This window comes from Cytophagia bacterium CHB2, from assembly GCA_030263535.1.
Taxonomy (GTDB): Bacteria; Zhuqueibacterota; Zhuqueibacteria; order Zhuqueibacterales; family Zhuqueibacteraceae; genus Coneutiohabitans.
Window position 1 is genome coordinate 17,189 of record SZPB01000008.1, and the last position, 17,027, is coordinate 34,215.

General features: G+C 53.0%; 13 protein-coding genes. 7 read left to right on the plus strand and 6 right to left on the minus strand.

Annotated elements, in window-relative coordinates:
• Positions 1–149 precede the first annotated feature (149 nt).
• From FBQ85_01870 to FBQ85_01880, 3 genes are all read left to right on the plus strand, one after another.
• Positions 150–2,741 carry a hypothetical protein gene (locus FBQ85_01870; GenBank protein ID MDL1873911.1) on the plus strand — a complete coding sequence of 864 codons (2,592 nt, stop codon included), beginning with the start codon at positions 150–152 and terminating at the stop codon, positions 2,739–2,741.
• Between the two features lie 93 nt (positions 2,742–2,834).
• Positions 2,835–3,638: a hypothetical protein gene (locus FBQ85_01875; protein MDL1873912.1), complete on the plus strand. Its 804-nt coding sequence runs from the start codon at positions 2,835–2,837 to the stop codon at positions 3,636–3,638.
• Between the two features lie 348 nt (positions 3,639–3,986).
• Positions 3,987–5,660: a T9SS type A sorting domain-containing protein gene (locus FBQ85_01880; protein ID MDL1873913.1), complete on the plus strand. Its 1,674-nt coding sequence runs from the start codon at positions 3,987–3,989 to the stop codon at positions 5,658–5,660.
• Positions 5,661–5,993: 333 nt separating this feature from the next.
• Here the strand turns inward: FBQ85_01880 and ftsZ are convergent, their stop codons facing one another.
• Positions 5,994–8,159, minus strand: coding sequence for a cell division protein FtsZ (ftsZ, locus tag FBQ85_01885; GenBank protein ID MDL1873914.1), 2,166 nt, complete (start codon positions 8,157–8,159; stop codon positions 5,994–5,996).
• Between the two features lie 362 nt (positions 8,160–8,521).
• Between ftsZ and FBQ85_01890 the strand changes: the two genes are divergently transcribed.
• Positions 8,522–9,376, plus strand: coding sequence for a hypothetical protein (locus FBQ85_01890; GenBank protein MDL1873915.1), 855 nt, complete (start codon positions 8,522–8,524; stop codon positions 9,374–9,376).
• A gap of 395 nt (positions 9,377–9,771) precedes the next feature.
• Positions 9,772–10,872, plus strand: coding sequence for a hypothetical protein (locus tag FBQ85_01895; protein MDL1873916.1), 1,101 nt, complete (start codon positions 9,772–9,774; stop codon positions 10,870–10,872).
• A 561-nt stretch (positions 10,873–11,433) separates the two neighbouring features.
• Here the strand turns inward: FBQ85_01895 and FBQ85_01900 are convergent.
• From FBQ85_01900 to FBQ85_01920, 5 genes are all read right to left on the minus strand, one after another.
• Positions 11,434–12,285 (minus strand): ABC transporter permease, encoded by an 852-nt coding sequence (locus FBQ85_01900; GenBank protein ID MDL1873917.1) that lies wholly within the window; start codon positions 12,283–12,285, stop codon positions 11,434–11,436.
• Entirely contained in the window at positions 12,282–12,938 is a 657-nt protein-coding gene (gene ftsE, locus FBQ85_01905; GenBank protein MDL1873918.1) for a cell division ATP-binding protein FtsE, read from the minus strand. The genes FBQ85_01900 and ftsE overlap by 4 nt, the downstream gene beginning before the upstream one ends.
• Positions 12,935–13,771 (minus strand): class I SAM-dependent methyltransferase, encoded by an 837-nt coding sequence (locus FBQ85_01910; protein MDL1873919.1) that lies wholly within the window; start codon positions 13,769–13,771, stop codon positions 12,935–12,937. The genes ftsE and FBQ85_01910 overlap by 4 nt, the downstream gene beginning before the upstream one ends.
• On the minus strand, positions 13,725–14,801 hold the full coding sequence (pdxA, locus tag FBQ85_01915; GenBank protein MDL1873920.1) for a 4-hydroxythreonine-4-phosphate dehydrogenase PdxA: 1,077 nt from the start codon (positions 14,799–14,801) through the stop codon (positions 13,725–13,727). The genes FBQ85_01910 and pdxA overlap by 47 nt, the downstream gene beginning before the upstream one ends.
• Before the next feature lie 66 nt (positions 14,802–14,867).
• Positions 14,868–16,142, minus strand: coding sequence for an asparagine synthetase B (locus tag FBQ85_01920; protein MDL1873921.1), 1,275 nt, complete (start codon positions 16,140–16,142; stop codon positions 14,868–14,870).
• A 14-nt stretch (positions 16,143–16,156) separates the two neighbouring features.
• On the opposite strand from FBQ85_01920, the gene FBQ85_01925 reads away from it, so the two are divergent.
• Both FBQ85_01925 and FBQ85_01930 read left to right on the plus strand, forming a co-directional pair.
• On the plus strand, positions 16,157–16,564 hold the full coding sequence (locus FBQ85_01925; protein MDL1873922.1) for a DUF104 domain-containing protein: 408 nt from the start codon (positions 16,157–16,159) through the stop codon (positions 16,562–16,564).
• Complete coding sequence (locus FBQ85_01930) at positions 16,561–17,022, plus strand: type II toxin-antitoxin system VapC family toxin (GenBank protein MDL1873923.1); 462 nt, start codon at positions 16,561–16,563, stop codon at positions 17,020–17,022. Before FBQ85_01925 ends, FBQ85_01930 begins: the two co-directional genes overlap by 4 nt.
• Positions 17,023–17,027 lie beyond the last annotated feature (5 nt).

Consider the following 17,027-nt stretch of genomic DNA (forward strand, 5'->3'; position numbering starts at 1 on the left):
GGCTCCCAAAATGGTTGACGAGATTTGATTTTTGATATAGGGATTCGTCAGTAAATAATCAACCCCAATTCCGTCTTGCCTTTGCCGGTGAAAATCAAGATATTTGCTCGCGATTTCAAAGGGATCAACAAACGCGAGGCTGAGACGCAGTGTTTTTCAATAAAACATTACGAGGCATTTTTTATAACACGAGCGCGCTTGTTCTTTTGCTCTGGCTGCCGGCGTTCGCAGATTCGCCGCACGCGAACAACAACGTTCCCACACCCGAATCCTTCTTCGGTTTTCGCTTAGGCTCGGATAAGAAACTTGCGGATTATCATCAGATCGTCGACTACTTCAAAGTGTTAGACGCCGCCTCCGGGCGTTTGCAGTTGCAAAATTTGGGTAAAACCACTGAAGGCAATGATTTGATTGTAGCCCTCATCAGCTCGGCGGATAATCTCAAACAACTTGCCAAATGGCAAACGCTGCAAGGCGGGCTGGCCGATCCGCGCAGAATTCGAGAAACCGAGTTGCCGGCACTTCTGGCTGCGGCGCGCAGCGTGGTTTTGATCAATTGCAGCATTCACGCCACTGAAGTGGGCGCAACTCAAATGGCGCCTGAGTTGGCGTTTGATTTGATCACGAATGAATCGCCTGACGCGCAAGAGATTTTGCACAACGTGATCACGTTGTTAATGCCCTGCCACAATCCCGACGGCCAGTTGCTGGTGGTGGATTGGTACCGCAAAAATCTTGGCACCGCGTTCGAGCAGGCGGACATGCCGTGGCTGTATCACAAATATGTGGGCCACGACAACAATCGTGACTGGTTCATGTTTACTCAAAGGGAAACGCGACTCACGGTCGAAAAGCTGCACAATGTTTGGCATCCGCATATTACGATTGATATGCACCAGATGGGGCGCAAAGGCGCGCGCTTATTCGTGCCGCCTTATATTGATCCGGTCGAGCCGAATGTCGATCCCATCATCGTGTCGTTGCTGAACATGCTCGGCACCCACGTGCAAGGCGTGCTGACGGCGCAAGGTAAAACCGGCGTGGTCAGCAATGCGATTTTTGACGCCTGGACGCCGGCGCGTGCGTATCCGCATTATCACGGCGGTTTGCGTTTTCTCACGGAAGCAGCCAGCGCGCATCTTGCAACCCCGGTGATGGTTGCTCCGGAAACGCTGGGCAGCGGGCTGGGCTACGATGCGCGCAAAGTCTCATGGAATTTTCCCGCACCCTGGCCGGGTGGATTATGGACGTTGCGCGATATCGTTGACTATGATTTTGCCGCGGCCAAAACGATTTTGCAGCATGCTGCGCGGCATCGGGAATTCTGGCTGCGCAGTCTGTTCGAGGTACAGCGCCGCACTTGCGATTCCAACCGCAAGCCGATTGCCTACGTGATTCCGGCGCAGCAGCGCGATCCGCAAGGTTTGCTCGATTTGCTCAACATTTTGCAAACCGGCATGGTGGAAATACATCGTGCAGAAAAAAAATTTCGCGTGCAGGGCGCGCCGTTTCTGGCAGGCGATTATGTCGTCCGGCTCGATCAACCTTATGGCAATTTTGCCAAAGCCTTGCTGGAAGCGCAGGAATACCCGCACGTGTTGGCGAGTGACGGCCGGTCGCGCACGCCTTACGACATGACGGCGCACACGTTGCCGCTTTATCTCGGCGTTGAGGTTTTTGCTGCAGAACAGTTGCCGGCAGATGATCTGCGCTTGCTTGAAAACGTGGAAATGAAATCCCGTTTGACGGGAAGCGCCAATTCGAATGTGGTTGCGCTCGATCGCCGCAACACAGCTTCCTTTCGTGCTGTGAACGCCTTATTGCGCAAAGATATTCCGGTGTTCACCGCGCCCCAAGATTTTCTTGCCTCCGATGTAGTCTGGCCGGCTGGCACTTTTCTCGTTGAGGGCCGTGGGCATATTAAAACGATAAAAGAATTGCTGGGGAAAAATAATTTTGATGCGCGTGAACACGTCACCCCCATTTTTGTTGAATTTTGGAGTCTGCCGCCAGATCTGAAAGTCGAACGAATCTCCGTAAAGCAAGCCAAAATCGGACTTTACAAAAGCTGGATAGCCAACATGGATGAGGGCTGGACACGCTGGGTCTTGGAGGAGAACGGCTTCGCATACAAAAATCTCTGGAATGCCGACATTCGCGCGCAAGACTTGCGAAATTCATTCGAGGTCATTATCTTGCCCGACCAAACCGCGAGCAGTATCATGAACGGCCACAGCGCAGAAGAAATGCCGGCAGAGTATGCTGGCGGTTTGGGAGAAATCGGCCTGCGCAACCTGCGGCAGTTTGTCGAAAGTGGCGGCACGTTGATCGCCTTCAACGCCGCGTGCGAGCTTCTGCTGCAACATTTTTGGCTGCAAGCAACGGATGTTACAGCCGGCATCGAGCGCAGCACATTCAATGCGCCCGGTTCGCTGCTGCGGGTGCTTGCCAATCCGAATCATCCACTGGCTTATGGCGCGCAACGCGAGGAAGTCATTTTTTTTACGAATAGTCCGGCGTTTCGCGTGCATGAGAGCGAATCGGTTTTGACTTATCCGCCGCGCAATCTTTTGCTTTCGGGATGGCTGCACGGTGAAGACTATTTGCGTGAGCGCGCCGCGCTGGTGGAAGCGCCGCTCGGCAAGGGCCGCGTGATTCTGTTTGGCTTTCGGCCGCAATTTCGTGCGCAAACACGCACAACGTACAAGTTTTTTTTCAATGCTTTGTTCGCAAGCGACTGAAGCTTTTTGATTTTTCCAAAGGATTCAGCCGCAATTCCCTCCGGGGCTTCCGCTCCCGAATCAAGGAAAGTGAGTATTGTGCAGAGGATTCTCATGGCAAAAGTCAAGACGCACCGGAATTACCTCTCCGGCGTTAAGGATTGGAAGGTGCGTAACATGATTCAGGGCTATTTGCAGGCCTGTCATGCCTACCAGGAAATGCGGCAGGCCCGCGTCAGAAAACAGCGCGCCCCCTCGTTCGAGGTGTTGAAGGAGATCAGCGACACGCTTTACCGTGTGAAAGAAGATCATCACCTGGTTTTTCGCCGGCCGGATGAAGCAAATTCCAAAAACAGCGGGCACAAACTGGTGCCGGGTTATGCTGACACGGCCTTCATCGACCATGTTGGCCTGCTCTTTCACAAAATCATGGTGGTGCGCGAGTTGCGCTACATTCTCGAACATTATGCGCACAACAAAGAAAACTGGGAAGCGCATTTTCAGGCTCTGCAAACGAACTTGCAGCTCATCGACGAGGTGTTCGAGAAAGGCCTTGCGCTGGTGTTAGAATTCATGCGCAGCCATTCCGACAATACCTTGCTGCTGGCTTTCTTCATCGAGCACGACAAGAAAATTGCCAAATGCGTCAAGCTTGATGCCAAAAAAGTATTGCACGAGTTGATTACAAAAGTCGATTTGCCGCAGGCTTATTTCAAGGTTGCGCAATATTATTACGACAGCGGCTGGCCTGATCGCGCCCTCAAGGCGGTGCAACGATGTTTAGCGGAAGACGCCCGGCACGCCGGAGCGCGGGAGTTGCTGCAGCGCGTGCGAGCGAACGCTCCGGCGCACAATGGCGCGGGCAGCATGAGCCACGATTCGCCGCCAGCCATCGAAGCCACCACCGTTGCGTCATGATTGTTGCCGCAAATAAGCTCGCAGCAGGGCAAAAACAGGCAAAACGTGAGACGGGTGGCGCGGGCTTTGTTTAAGTCGAGCTTGTGAAGATCATGAGGGAAAAGGAGTCTTGGTTGAAGTTGGTTTATCCATCACGGACGCGCAGCCTTTGCCGGGTAGCAAGCGGAAGTATAGGGTTCAGAGGTGGGAGAATGTTCTCTGAAAAATGGATTTGGGGAGCACGAACGCGCGTTTTTTTCATCGGTCTCGCGGCGGAATAAATCAGATGCGCTGCCTGTCGCTTTTGAGCGCATCGCCTTTCGCCCTGCCAGACCCCAAACATTCATTTCATGTAGGAGAGGTTTTCTCATGAGTATTCGCTCTAAGGTTGGAGTCGCCGTAACGTCCGTTGTGCTCGCGTTGTGTTGTGCGGCGTTGCCCCTGGCTGCGCAACAAAAATCGTTGACCCGCCAATTCGACCCCATCGTGTTTGACGCCGTCAATACGCCCCTTTTGTTAGGCTTGCAGATCGACTCGCTCACGGCCTATCGCTACAACGCCGCGGGCGATCAATGGATTGCGATTCCCTTTCAAATCGACAAAGTCGACGCCAGCGGCAGCTTCTTCGGCAATGAAACCGGACCCATCGACGCCAATGATGAAGTCGTATTCATGCCCGGTGACGCCGGCGACCGCGCACCCGCCGACAAATGGTTGAATGATGCTGGCGCACGCCAGGCCTCGCGTTTCGAGCTTGAAGTCGAGGATCCGCTGACCCCCGGGCAAAAAGCGTGGGTTTATCTTTATCGCAACGTCACGAATCAGCCCACGGTGCCAGGCTATATGAGTTATGATCGCGGCGCTTCACAAAACGCCGGCACGGATACCGTCTTTGGCGCGAGCTACAAAGTCTCGCACGCCACGAATGGCTTGCCCAACTTCACCGCCGTCAAGCAGGGCAATGGCGCCTTTTCGCCGAATTTGATCGATCGTTTGAAAGTGCGTGTCAATGGCGTGGCTGCCGGCCTTTTGCCCTACAGCGTTAATGAACAAGCCAATCTGAAGTTTGAGAGTTTGCGCTTTGCAACAGGCCCGGTGCGGGGATATCGCTCTCTGACGGATACGCTTTCGGTTTTATTCTTGAATCAAACGTTTTCGTTTGAAATGCAGTATTTCCCCTATTCGTCCAGCATTATTTTCAAGAACGCCCGCATCGACAGCGCGGATGCGACGCTGTACGGCATCAACTTTATCCGCCAGTCGCTCGATCTGAATGAAAACGCTGCCGGAATGACGCGCAAATTTTTCAATGCGCAAAACGCCGGCGGCGTTACGATCGATGGTGTCGCCGATAACAGCATTGCCACCGGCGTTGTCGACAATCGCGTCAATTGGTTCATGGCGTCGCAACAAGCGCCCGGCAGCAATCCCATGGCCCTGCTCGTGCTGGTCACCGTGCCTCAAATCGGCAATGCGCGCAGTTTATATTACAAAGATGACAGCGCCGTGGATGCCAATGATACCGGCGATCAAAAATCCTTCGGCGACTTTGGTTTGCAGGTCACGGGACAGCGCATTCAAGGCCAATTCAGTTTTGATTTCACGACCTTCCATTTGAGTGACATCACCAATGAAGCGGCCACCGGCGAGCAATTCAAAAATTGGCAGGAAACGCCGGTGACGGTTACGGCTCTCGAACAAAGTGTGCCGAGCGCCGTTGCCGGCCATGGCGGCGACACGCCGATGACGTTCGGATTGTATGACGCCTATCCCAATCCATTTGCGCCGCAACGCGAAGCGATTCGGTTGTCATTCAGCACCGGCGCAGCACGCGAGGGCGCGCAATTGTTGATTTATAATTTGATGGGCCAGGAAGTGATGCGTTTCACCGGCCTTGCGCAACTTCGCAGCAATGCCGGCCGCCAGCAAGTTTCCTGGGATGGCGTTGATCGTTTTGGCCGCGCCGTGCCTGCCGGCGTCTATTTTTACAAGCTGCAAGCCGGCAATCAAGTGGCAGTGAAGAAGTTTGTGCTGGTGCGCTAAAACAAAGTTGATCTACCGGGGTGCAATTCCCAGAAGTTGGTGCAGTAAATATGTCACCCTTCGGGATTTTCGGTTCGGAAAATCCCGAAGGGATGACATGATTATAGTCATTTGGCGTTTTTTCTTCATGAAACCACGAAGTGGTGATATAATTTTGTGGCTCGATGAAGGGATATTTTGAAACACCTACTTTTGGGGAATTGCTCCCCCTCCGCACGATTTTGATTGCCGCCCGGGAAAATTTTCTCAAAATTAAAACGCCCCTCGTTGGAACTTGAACGAGGGGCGTTTTGCGTTTCAGTTAATACAAGCCGTGAGATGCTCAAACTGTATCTACGGCGTTTCGCGATGGGCGGCAAACCGGCCCTTGAGATAGGCCATCACCTCATCGTCAGTTCTCGCCCGACGGCTTGCCGGTTGTGTGCCCTCCTCTGTTGCCGCCCCGGCAGGCTGCGGTTGAGATCCTGCCCTATTATTTATCGCCGTTCGCATGGAATTTTCTGCGGCCGGCAGCGCCGACTTGGATGTGCTCGCCGCGGGCGTCTCTCGCGGTTTCGCCTCGCGATATTCATTCGCGAGTTGTTGCAACTTGGTTTGATGCTGTTGCGCCACTTGCAGAGCCGGGGCATCGTTGTAGATCATGCCGTCGAGCACGGCGGCGGCGCGTGTAAACACTTCGATGATTTCTGGCGTGACTTTGAAAATGCCCTGCAACACGCGTTCGGCAACCTCTTCCAGCGTGCCGGCATATTCGGCGATTTTATGAAACTCCAGCATCTGCGCCGAGCGATTGATGCCCTCCATTGACAGCTTGATATTCTGCCAGGTTTCCCCATCTTGCGGGTTTGCCATCAGATAAACAACCGCTTCCTGCAACGTCTGCAAATTAACCAGATTTTTTTCTTTGAAGGATTTTTGCTTCGATAACAAACCTGCGATCGGCCGTGAGTTGAAAGCCACGGCGGGCGGCGGGCCGGCAGTCGCCGATTTTGGCTCAGACGGCGCGGGCGCTTTTGCCGGAGCTGGCGGAGTGAATTCAATTTTTGTTTCGCTTTTGGGTGGCTTTCCCAAAGAAGCCTTTGATTCTTGCGGCTGCACCGGTTTTGCCGCTGGCTTTGAAGGCTCCGGAAATCGTGGGGTGTTGGCTGGAGTCGGAGAAACGGTATTGCCAGTGGAATTTGTCTGTGCCGCTGGCGGACGAACTTCTTGTGGCATCGCCGGTTGAACCGGCGCTCGCCGGATATGATTAGTGTTCAACTCGTCTTCATCGAGTGGGGTCATATCCAGCGAAACGTGCAGCGGGCGGGAAGATTTGCCAAAGCTTGGCGCGGCTTTTTTGGCCGGCCGCGAAGGCGCAGGTTTCATTTTTTCCTGCGCCGGTTGCGTCAGCTTTGTTGCCGCCAAATATGTGTTCGCGTCGTGACTCGCGTTCTCCGATTTTCCGACGATGGCCGGCGCGGCGATTTTAGCTGCTGCTGCAGATTCTTTTTGCAATTGCAGCGTGCGATCAGCGCCGAGCATCAAATTTTTGCCTTCTTGGAAATTCGTTACGATAACCATGGCGCGGACGGAATTTCCCATATCCGGATCGATGCGCGCGCCCCAAATAATCTTGGCGGTGGAATCAAGTTTTTCGGCCACGATTTTCATTATCGTGCGCGTATCCTTCAGCGACATTTCCAAACCGCCGGTGATGTTGATCAACGCATTGCGCGCTCCGGTGATGTCGATATTGAGCAAGGGATTCTGCAGGGCCATTTCGATGGCGCGTTGCGCGCGGTCGGGGCCTTCGCTCTCGCCGAGGCCGATCATGGCCGTTCCGCCATTTTGCATAATCGCGCGGATATCGGCAAAATCAAGATTGACCATGCCCTTGGTCGTCACCAGGTCGATGATGCCTTTCACGGCATTCACCAAAACTTCATCGGCGACTTTGAAGGCCTGCCCGAGCGGCAAATCCGGCGCAATCTCATAGAGCTTGTCATTTTGAATGATAATGATGGTGTCGGCATTTGCGCGCAGCTTTTCCAGGCCAAGGCGCGCATTCTCCCAGCGCATCACGCCCTCTTCCCAAAACGGCAGGGTCACCACCGCAATAGTCAATGCGCCCATGCGTTTTGCGGCTTCTGCCACGATCGGGGCTGAGCCGGTGCCGGTGCCGCCGCCGAGACCACAGGTGACGAACACCATATCTGCGCCCTGCAACGCTTCTTCGATTTCCTTCCGATTCTCGCGCGCGGATTCTTCGCCAATTTGCGGGTTGCTGCCGCCGCCGAGCCCCTTGGTCAGCACGCGGCCAATGAGAATCTTGTCATCAGCCTTCGCGCTCAACAAATCTTGTGCGTCCGTGTTGATCACGAGCGTGTCGACTCCCGTCACGCCGACTTCCATCAATCGTGTCACGGTGTTGTTGCCGCCGCCGCCGCAACCCACGACGCGAATGCGGGTTTGATGCGATTGCAGCAGCGCTTCGATTTCTTGGTTTTTATTGACAGTCATAACGGAGAGGTTTTTGTCAGCAACCTGCAGTTTCACGGAATCCCTCGAATTGTCTTGTCTTCACAATAGAACCCTTGCTTTAATAATTGCATATACCTACTTTTCAAGTGGGTGCGGAAGTCGGCAGCCCGCGAACGGTGATGCGTGGAATGGAGTTTGTAATGGTATTTACGGCACATAGTCATCACCAACTATTTTGTGGAACTGCGATGATCAGAATAGCTTACAGATTTTTGGGAATACTGTGGGTGAGTTTGTTGAGCAGTGCCGTTTTGGCGCAAGCTCCCCACATACAAGACCAAAAAGTGAAAATAGATTCACTGCTTCAAAGCTTGCTTGAAGTTCAAACCAAACAGAAGGTTATGTCGAGGCAGGCTGATAGTTTGGCGCGTGCGATTGGCGCACTGAAGCAGCGCCAAACCTCGCCATTCGAGGCGCGCAACCTGGAGGCGGCGCTGGCACGTTCGCAACGGATTGCCGATTCGCTTCAGCTTGTGCAAGCTCGGGAGCAGAATCTGGATCGTTTGGTGCGGCAAAAAGCTGAGTTATTGCTCAAAAATTTGAACGATGAGATGTCGCGTCTCGCTGAATTAGGCAAGCAGGCAAAAAAATCAGGCGACACCGCAGAACGCGAGCGCGTGACGCGCGAAATTAAAACGTACCGGCAATGGCAATCGTTCTGCCAGCAAATTTTGGCGGAACCGCCCCCGGCGATTATTATTTACGAAGTTCGCGCTGAGCCGAACGACGATGAAGCGGCGCTCAAACGCAAAGCCGATTTTCTGCGTGATCAAGCCGATCGCCTGGCGCGCGAAGTCAAACGCCTCGATCAACGGCTTCAAGACGTTCGGGAAGAAGAGACGATGCGGCGGCGTGTGAATGAATTCGCCTCGGAAATTGCATTGCTGGAACCGCTGAATGAGGGCGTGCGCAGCAGCAATTCCCAAAGCACGGCGAGTTTCGGACCGGCGCAAACAGATAATCTCAGCGTCACCGAAGGTGTGACGCGCAGCGCAGAAGTTTTCTCGGCTGCATCGACGGGCGGCGCGATCGTTGCATTTAACCTGCCGGCAAAAATTTCCGATCTCTCCAGCCAGGACTTGCGCAAGTGGCAGGAACGCTTGCGGCTGCTGTTGGAACAGCGCCAGGCCCAGGTGGATAGCTTGAAGCGGCGCGCCGAGGCGTTCGAACAGCTCGGTCGTACCCGCTCGCATTGAAAGAGTGATTCATCTCGCCAGCCATCTTGCCGACTAAAACTCTGTATGCTTCGGGCAGAACAATTGCAAAAAATTGTCTTGCCCGAATTTTTTATTTCGGCATGGATAAACGCGGATTTCCGCTGCTCTCTTGGTAATTGATCTGTTGGCACTTTCAAATGCTAGAAAGTCAAGTCGAACGAAGTTAATCAGGCGAAAGATTTTAGTATTTGTCCTCCCATTTTTTCTTTTTAAAATAATCTGAAGAATTGCGTTTTTCCCAGGTTTAAAGTATTTTCTCTGCAAGCGTCTCTAAAATTCGTGGCGATCATGTAAATCAGCAGGCCTAAACCCGATTTCCGCAAAGTGCCCGCAGCAAATGGCATGATGATCTCTGTGCGAAAATAAAAGATCCAATGCACGATTTTCGTTATCAACTCCCGCGGTTTTTTTCCGCTTTCGCATTGCACATTCTTCGACCTGCACTCCCCGTCCTTCTGTTCCTTTCCCCTTCGACCTCGTTTGCGCAAAAACCCTGGCAGCTCGATTATCGCTTACAAGCCGGTTTTGAAAACGACAGCAATATTTATGAATCCAGCGTCGCGCCGGTTTCCGCGCCGGTTGGCCGCCTCTTGTTGCAAAGCAAAGCCGAACGGGTGAGCAAAAATGTGCGGCTGCTGTTCGATTATTCCGGTGCGCTGCTCTTGTATCACGCGCACAATGACGAGCATAAATTGCTGAATGATCTTAAAGGCGGGATTACATTGCGCGCCAATGACTGGCTGCGTTTCTTCGTGCAGGGCGAAGTGACTCTCAAGAATTATTTGAATAATACCACAGATTATGGCGCCTCCGGCGGCATTCTGGGCGCCACCACCGCCCTGTCCGAGCGCGCCGCGCTTGAAGCTGGCGTGGAAAACGGGCAACTTGATTATGCCGCTTCAGATTCGCTGTTTGACTATACCTTTTGGGGCGCGTTTCTATCTTTGCGCCACCGCCTCGCGCACAGCACTGTTCTGGAACTCACGGCGCAGCGGCGCCGGCTCGACTATCTACGTTTTGCGTATTTGCACGTCAACTCAACGCTGGTACAGCGCGCGCCTTATGCGCAACAGGAGAATTTCAGCGCCTTGCGCCTCACATTCACGATGAGCCGCAAATGGCTGCTGCGGGCCAGCGTCGAGGCGCAATTCAATCGCTCCAACAGTCTGGGGTATGATTATGATCGTCTCCGGCTGCAGGCGCTCGCGGCCTGGAGTCCGGCCAGGCGCTGGCTGATTCGCGCCGCGGCCATGGTGCAAACCAAAAGCTATGCAGAATCCACTCCGCCCATCGTGCCTCCGGAGTTCGATGCCGAGCGCGAACAAAGCAACAATCTGATTTTGGATGTCTCACGCGACCTTTCGAATGAACTCACGCTGCTCGCTCGCATCTCCTATCACGACAATGAATCCCCGATTCGAAGCGTGTTTTACCGCAAAACCGTCTTTTTCACCGGGATGGAATTGCGCTTTTGAGGCACATTGACTCTCAAATAAAAACGCCGCCCAACTCTGGATTGACAACGAGGTGAGTAGAAAATCATTTGATTAATCCATCCTGTTTTTGCCCTCGCTATACGATTAGCTTTTCAAGATCAGAACAGATTTCTGAAAGTTTATGGCAGAACGATATGAAATAATTCTGTCGATAAATCATCTTGCCATTTTTTGGGGGCGATGTTCGATGACTTTGGCGCATTTCGGCAGAAAAGCTTTGTCACCGATGATCACCGAAGACGCCGAGTTTCGCCGAATATTTTTTGCTGTTTCGCAGAAGCTTTGATTTGCCGCTTGCTTGCAAATCGGGGCAGGCCATAAGGCGCTCAAAGTTAGAATAAAATTCTGAAAGTGTTTCGTCCGCTGAAATGAAATCCCACCGAAAAGGCTTTATTCTTTCTGTCGCAGCTCTACTTCTGTAGGCGAAGTTTTCAAAGCTGCTCGAAGAGCTTCGATTTTCAGCTTGTCTGAAATTCGGTGTAAAAATTTATGAAGTCCCAATAAAACAAGATACCCGAGCCTGTGGTCGGAACCGCCTGCCTATTTGATGTATCTTTTTACGCCGAGATAAGCAGCCACAAGGCCGAGCAGAATGCCAAACCCGGCAAGCGCAGGCATGAAGTAGGAGGGGAAGCGAATGATTTCAGGGTAGGACGAAAGCAAAAATTTTTGCAGTAGATAGAAAAAAGCCCATGCCAAAGCGCTGCCGGCAATGCCTTGAAACAGGCCTTGCAGCAGCAGCGGCGTAGTGACGAAAAAGCGGGTTGCACCAACAAGCTGCATCGTTTCAATGGTGCGGCGCTTGGCATACGCCACCAGCCGCACGTGATTGATCACCACGAAAAACGAGCCCAGACAAACCACCAGCCCGATGATGAGGCCCGCAAGCATCGCAAAATCGATGTAGCGTTCCACCTGTTGCACAAAATCGCGGCGGTAAACGACTTCATCAACGCCGTCGAGCGCGCGCAAGCGGCTGGCCAGTTGCTGCGCTGCGAGGCTGTGTTGATGCGATTTTTGCAGCGCAACTTGGAACGAAGGCGGCAGAGGATTCGACGCGAGCAGGTCGATGAACCCGTCGCCGAATTCCTTGCGGAAAATTTCCGTAGCTTCTTGCCGCGAAACATATTTGACCTTGGCCACGCCCGGAACTGCCTCGATTTGCCGGCGCAATTTTTGGATGCCGGACTCGTCGCGCGCATTATCAACAAAAATTTCCAATTCGATACGGCTGCGCAGAGAGCCGGCGATCTCGACGAAATTGTGCGTGGCCAGCGCAAACAATCCCATGAGAACGAGTGCGCCTGCCATCGTGAGGGCTGCGATGAGCGCTGCCAGTTTCGCGCGCGTTAATCCGTCAAATGCCTCTTTGAGGCAGTACCACCAGCTCAAGATGTCGTCACTCCTCCCTCGATGCGCACGACGCGCCGGTTCACGCCTTCCACGAGAGAATACGTATGCGTTGCCATCAAAATTGCGGTGCCGCGCGCATTGATTTTGTCCAACAGCTCCATGATGCCGGCGCTGGTCGCCGGATCGAGGTTGCCGGTCGGCTCATCCGCCAATATCATAAACGGGTTGTTGACCAATGCGCGCGCAATCGCCACGCGTTGCTGCTCGCCGCCGGACAACTCGTGCGGCATGCTGTAACGCTTGTGGCTCAACCCCACCTGGGCAAGCACACGCAGCACGCTGCGTTTGATGTCTTTTTGTTTGCTGCCCGTAACAATCAACACGAAGGCAACATTGTCATAAACGTTGCGATCTTCCAACAAACGGAAATCCTGAAAGACGATGCCAAGCTGCCGGCGTAACAATGGAATTTGTTTTGCCGTCACCGTCTTTGAATTGAAACGCCCGACCACCACCGTGCCCTCCGAGGGCTTCTCGGCCATATAAATCATCTTGAGCACGGTGCTTTTTCCGGCCCCGGTCGGGCCCACGAGAAAAACAAACTCGCCTTTGCGCACGATCAAATTCACGGACTGCAAGCCATCCCCGCCGGGATATTTGAGCGCAACATTTGACAGCCGAACGAGATTCATAATGAAGAATTGCTTTGATCAATATCCGCATTTCGCTTCAGCACGAAATGCACACGCTCCGCCCGCTCCTGCCCGGGACGACGCGACATCCCGCTAAAACGGCCGACTTCCTGCCAGAGGCCGCTAGCCATAAATTGCTCACCCATTTCGCGAATCGAATAAACGCGCTGAACATGCCGCTCGCAATATTCCTGCTCACGATTCGTTTCATCAATAATCTTAAAATCATTGAATTGCAATTTTTTGTAGGCTTTGTAATAAGCATGGCGCGTGTAGGAAAAGTCTGAGGTGGCATCACGCTCGATATAATTGCGGAAATTTCTGCTGCAATTGTGTTGCGTACAAATATCAAAAATGAACAAGCCGCCGCCGCGCACGAGCTGCGCCACACTTTTAAACACCCGCTGCAAATCTTCCGGCGTCAAGCAGTAATTGATGCTGTCGTACAGACAAATCGCGGCATCGACTTGAGCGACTGCGGCAACCTCACGCATGTCTCCACACCACAAGTTGGCATGCCGGCCCTCGCGCATGAGCCGCTGCCGGGCCACGCGCAACATGGCCGCCGAGCGATCACTGCCGAAAACTGTGAATCCCGCTTTTGCAAGCTCAACAAGCATTTGACCCGTGCCGCACGCCAACTCCAAAACCCGCGTGACTCTGGCCCGCGCGGCGGTTGCGCGAGTTTGCCGATCATCTGCCAGCGGGAACAGCGACATGACATAGCTTGCCCAGCGCTCATAATTCACGTGGCGCATGAGATGATCGTAAAACTCCGCCACCAGGCTATACGGCGCGATCTCCGTCGTTCTTTGTGATGATGTCCACCGCAAGCTGTATTGCCTCGATCATACTCGTGGGATTCGCAATGCCTTTGCCGGCGATGTCGAAAGCCGTGCCATGATCCGGCGAAGTACGCACGATCGGCAGCCCGGCCGTGTAATTCACTGCCCGGCCAAAGCCAGCCATCTTGAGAGGAATCAGGCCTTGATCGTGATACATCGTTAGAAAGGCATCAAACGATAATTTTTCATCGCCGGCGCGATTTGCATATCTTCCAAAAAGCGCATCTGCCGAAAACGGGCCGCTTGCAGCAATGCCCTCGCGTTGAGCCTGCGCCAACGCCGGTTTAATGATTTCTTCTTCTTCCTTGCCCAACATACCGGACTCACCGGCATGCGGATTCAAGCCGGTGACAGCAATTTTAGGCGCGAGAATGTTAAAACGACTGCGCAATTCACGGTGCAGCACACGCAGTTTATCGATAATCTTTTCCTGCGTGATTGCCGCCGCAACGTTGCGCAATGGCAAATGCGTCGTGACCAGCGCAACGCGAAAGCTGCCAGCGATCAACATCATGGCAAAGTGTTTTACGCCCTGGCGCTCCGCGATAAATTCGGTTTGGCCGGGATAGTTGTAACCCGCCGCCGCCAGCGCGACCTTCGCTATTGGCCCGGTGACGATGGCATCGATCAATCCAATTTTTGCCCAAGCCGTGGCATGAAGCAGCGCCTGTGCGGCAACGCTTCCGGAGGCGACTGTCCATTTTCCAATTTCAATTGCCGCATCGCCACAATCGGTTTGCATCAGGGCAACTTGTTCATCAGCCGGCCACTCTGCGAAATTTCGAATGATAGAAAAGTTTTGTTCGATTCTTAACTTCTTTTGCCAGAACTGAACGGCCGCTACCGGCGCGACAATGGCAACGCGAACGGTTGCTGAAGGCAACCATTGCGTCAAAGCTTTGAGAACAACCTCGGGTCCAATGCCGTTGATGTCGCCGAGAGTGAGGGCGAGGGTTTTGAAGTTTAGATTGTTTCTGTTCAATGCGGATTCCTGCTGTCCATCGAATCTTGCCGCCAAACTTCACAGGATTCCAACTGAATGACAACGAAGAGAAATATTGTCTCCTGAGCAACGCAGCAAAACTCACGTCTTTCTCTTCTTCTTCTTCGCCGCCGGGAATAAAATATTATTCAGAATCAAACGATACCCGGGCGAATTCTTGTGCAAGGATAACTGCGTCGGCGGATCATAGACCATGTGCTGATAATCCTCCGGATCATGGCCGCCATAAAACGTAAACGTGCCGCGGCCAACATTGCCGTGAATGTACTTGACCTGTGGCGTGCCCGGCACATCCGCCAAAACAGTCACAGATTTCTTAATCAGCTCGCGCTTGAAGCCGGTGGTTTGCCCCATGAAACCCTTCACCACTGAGACGTGATTTTGCGTGAGCATGGCCGGCACCGGGTCATATTTGGCGGAGAACTCGAACAGCGTAAAAAAATCCGCTTCCGCGCTGCGCATGCCGGGATTGTAACTCGGCGGATAGTCGATATCCGAAAACTCGTAAACCATCGGGTTCATTTCCAGCGTGAAATTCGTAAATGCCAGGGTTTCATTGTAATCCAGCTCCTGCTTACAGTTGGGTGAGGGCGGATCGTAATCGAAAATCGCCGCACAAATGTCGGTGTTTCTCGCCGCCAGGCCGAGATCAATGGTGTCGGTGGCGGAACACATGGCAAACAAAAATCCGCCGCGCGCGGCATACTCCTTGATTGTGCGCGCAACTGCTTTCTTCAACTCCGACACCTTGTTAAAACCAAGCTTCTTTGCCATGGCTTCATTCTTGATCACTTCTTCCTGATACCAGGCTGCGGAATGATAGCTTGCATAAAACCGCCCGTACTGCCCGGAAAAATCTTCATGATGCAAATGCAGCCAATCATACTCGTCAAGTTTGCCGGTCAACACTTCTTCATCCCACAACGTGGTATAGGGAATCTCGGCATACTCCAACGCCAGCGTCACGGCATCGTCCCAAACTTGTTTGTTCTGCGGTGTATAAATGGCGATAGCCGGCGCTTTTTCCAGCAGCACGACTTCCATGTTTGCGCCTTCAATCTCGGCATAAATTTGCGCCGCTTGCCCGCCGCCGAGATTTTGAAACGCCACGCCCCGCACCCGGCATTCGCGCTCAATTTCAGCGTACTGATCCAGCATAAATGAGCCGCCGCGATAATTGAGCAGCCATTCTACGTTGATGCCACGATCCAATGCCCAATACGCAACGCCATAAGCTTTGAGATGATCGGTTTGCTGCAAATCCATGTAGATCAGCGTTTTTTGTGAGAACGCTGGCGGCGCCAAAATGTAAAAGCTAACAAAAGCGGCCCGGATAAAACTGCTGAAACGAGGCATTTTGTTTATCTCTCTTGATAAAGTCAATCACGCATTCGAGACGAATGTTGGGCGCTGCGACGCCCCAGGGCTTATATACCGGTTTACCACGCTTGCATTTTGGGATAAAAATCAAGACATTGTTCCGTCCCAAAGTAAGGAGAACGGTTATGAGTGAAACCATTCGAGGCATTTATCGCAACGGTGTCATCGAGCCTGTCGAACCGCTGCGCCTCGCAGAGGGGACGGAAGTCTACGTCACCGTGCCGCGGCCGAACCGGCGCGAGGAAATACTCGCCCTGTATAAAAAACTGGAAGAGCAGGGCTTGGAATTAGAATACAATCCCGACAACCTTGGCAAGCCTTTTCCGGAAGTAAAGACGGTGACAATACAAGGAAAGCCGCTTTCCGAGACGATCATCGAAGATCGAGGCCCGAGGTGATTTATTATTGTGACAGCAGCGCACTCGTCAAAATCTATGTCGAGGAAACCGGTACGGCATACATGAAAAATCTTCGCCAGCAGACGGACGCTGGTGATGCCATGATCACCAAGATTGCTGGACCCGAGGTTTTGTCCGCCCTGTATCGACGTCTTCGCATCGGTGATCTAACCCCAGAAAAGGTTTTTGTAGCGCGCCAAAATTTCCAAGGAGATTTTTCTGGATTTTTTTCGCGCCTCGCGGTCTCAGATGCGATTATTGATTTTGCCATGCAACTGATCGACAAATACCCTTTGCGAGGATACGATTCAGTGCAACTGGCTACGGCACTGCAACTGCAAAGCTCACTGCGCGCTTCCAATGGTAGAAACGTCACCTTCCTGGGCTCCGATAAAGTATTGAATAGCGCCGCAGCCAACGAAGGCCTCGCCGTCATCAATCCTGATGAACAAGAGTAAATTGC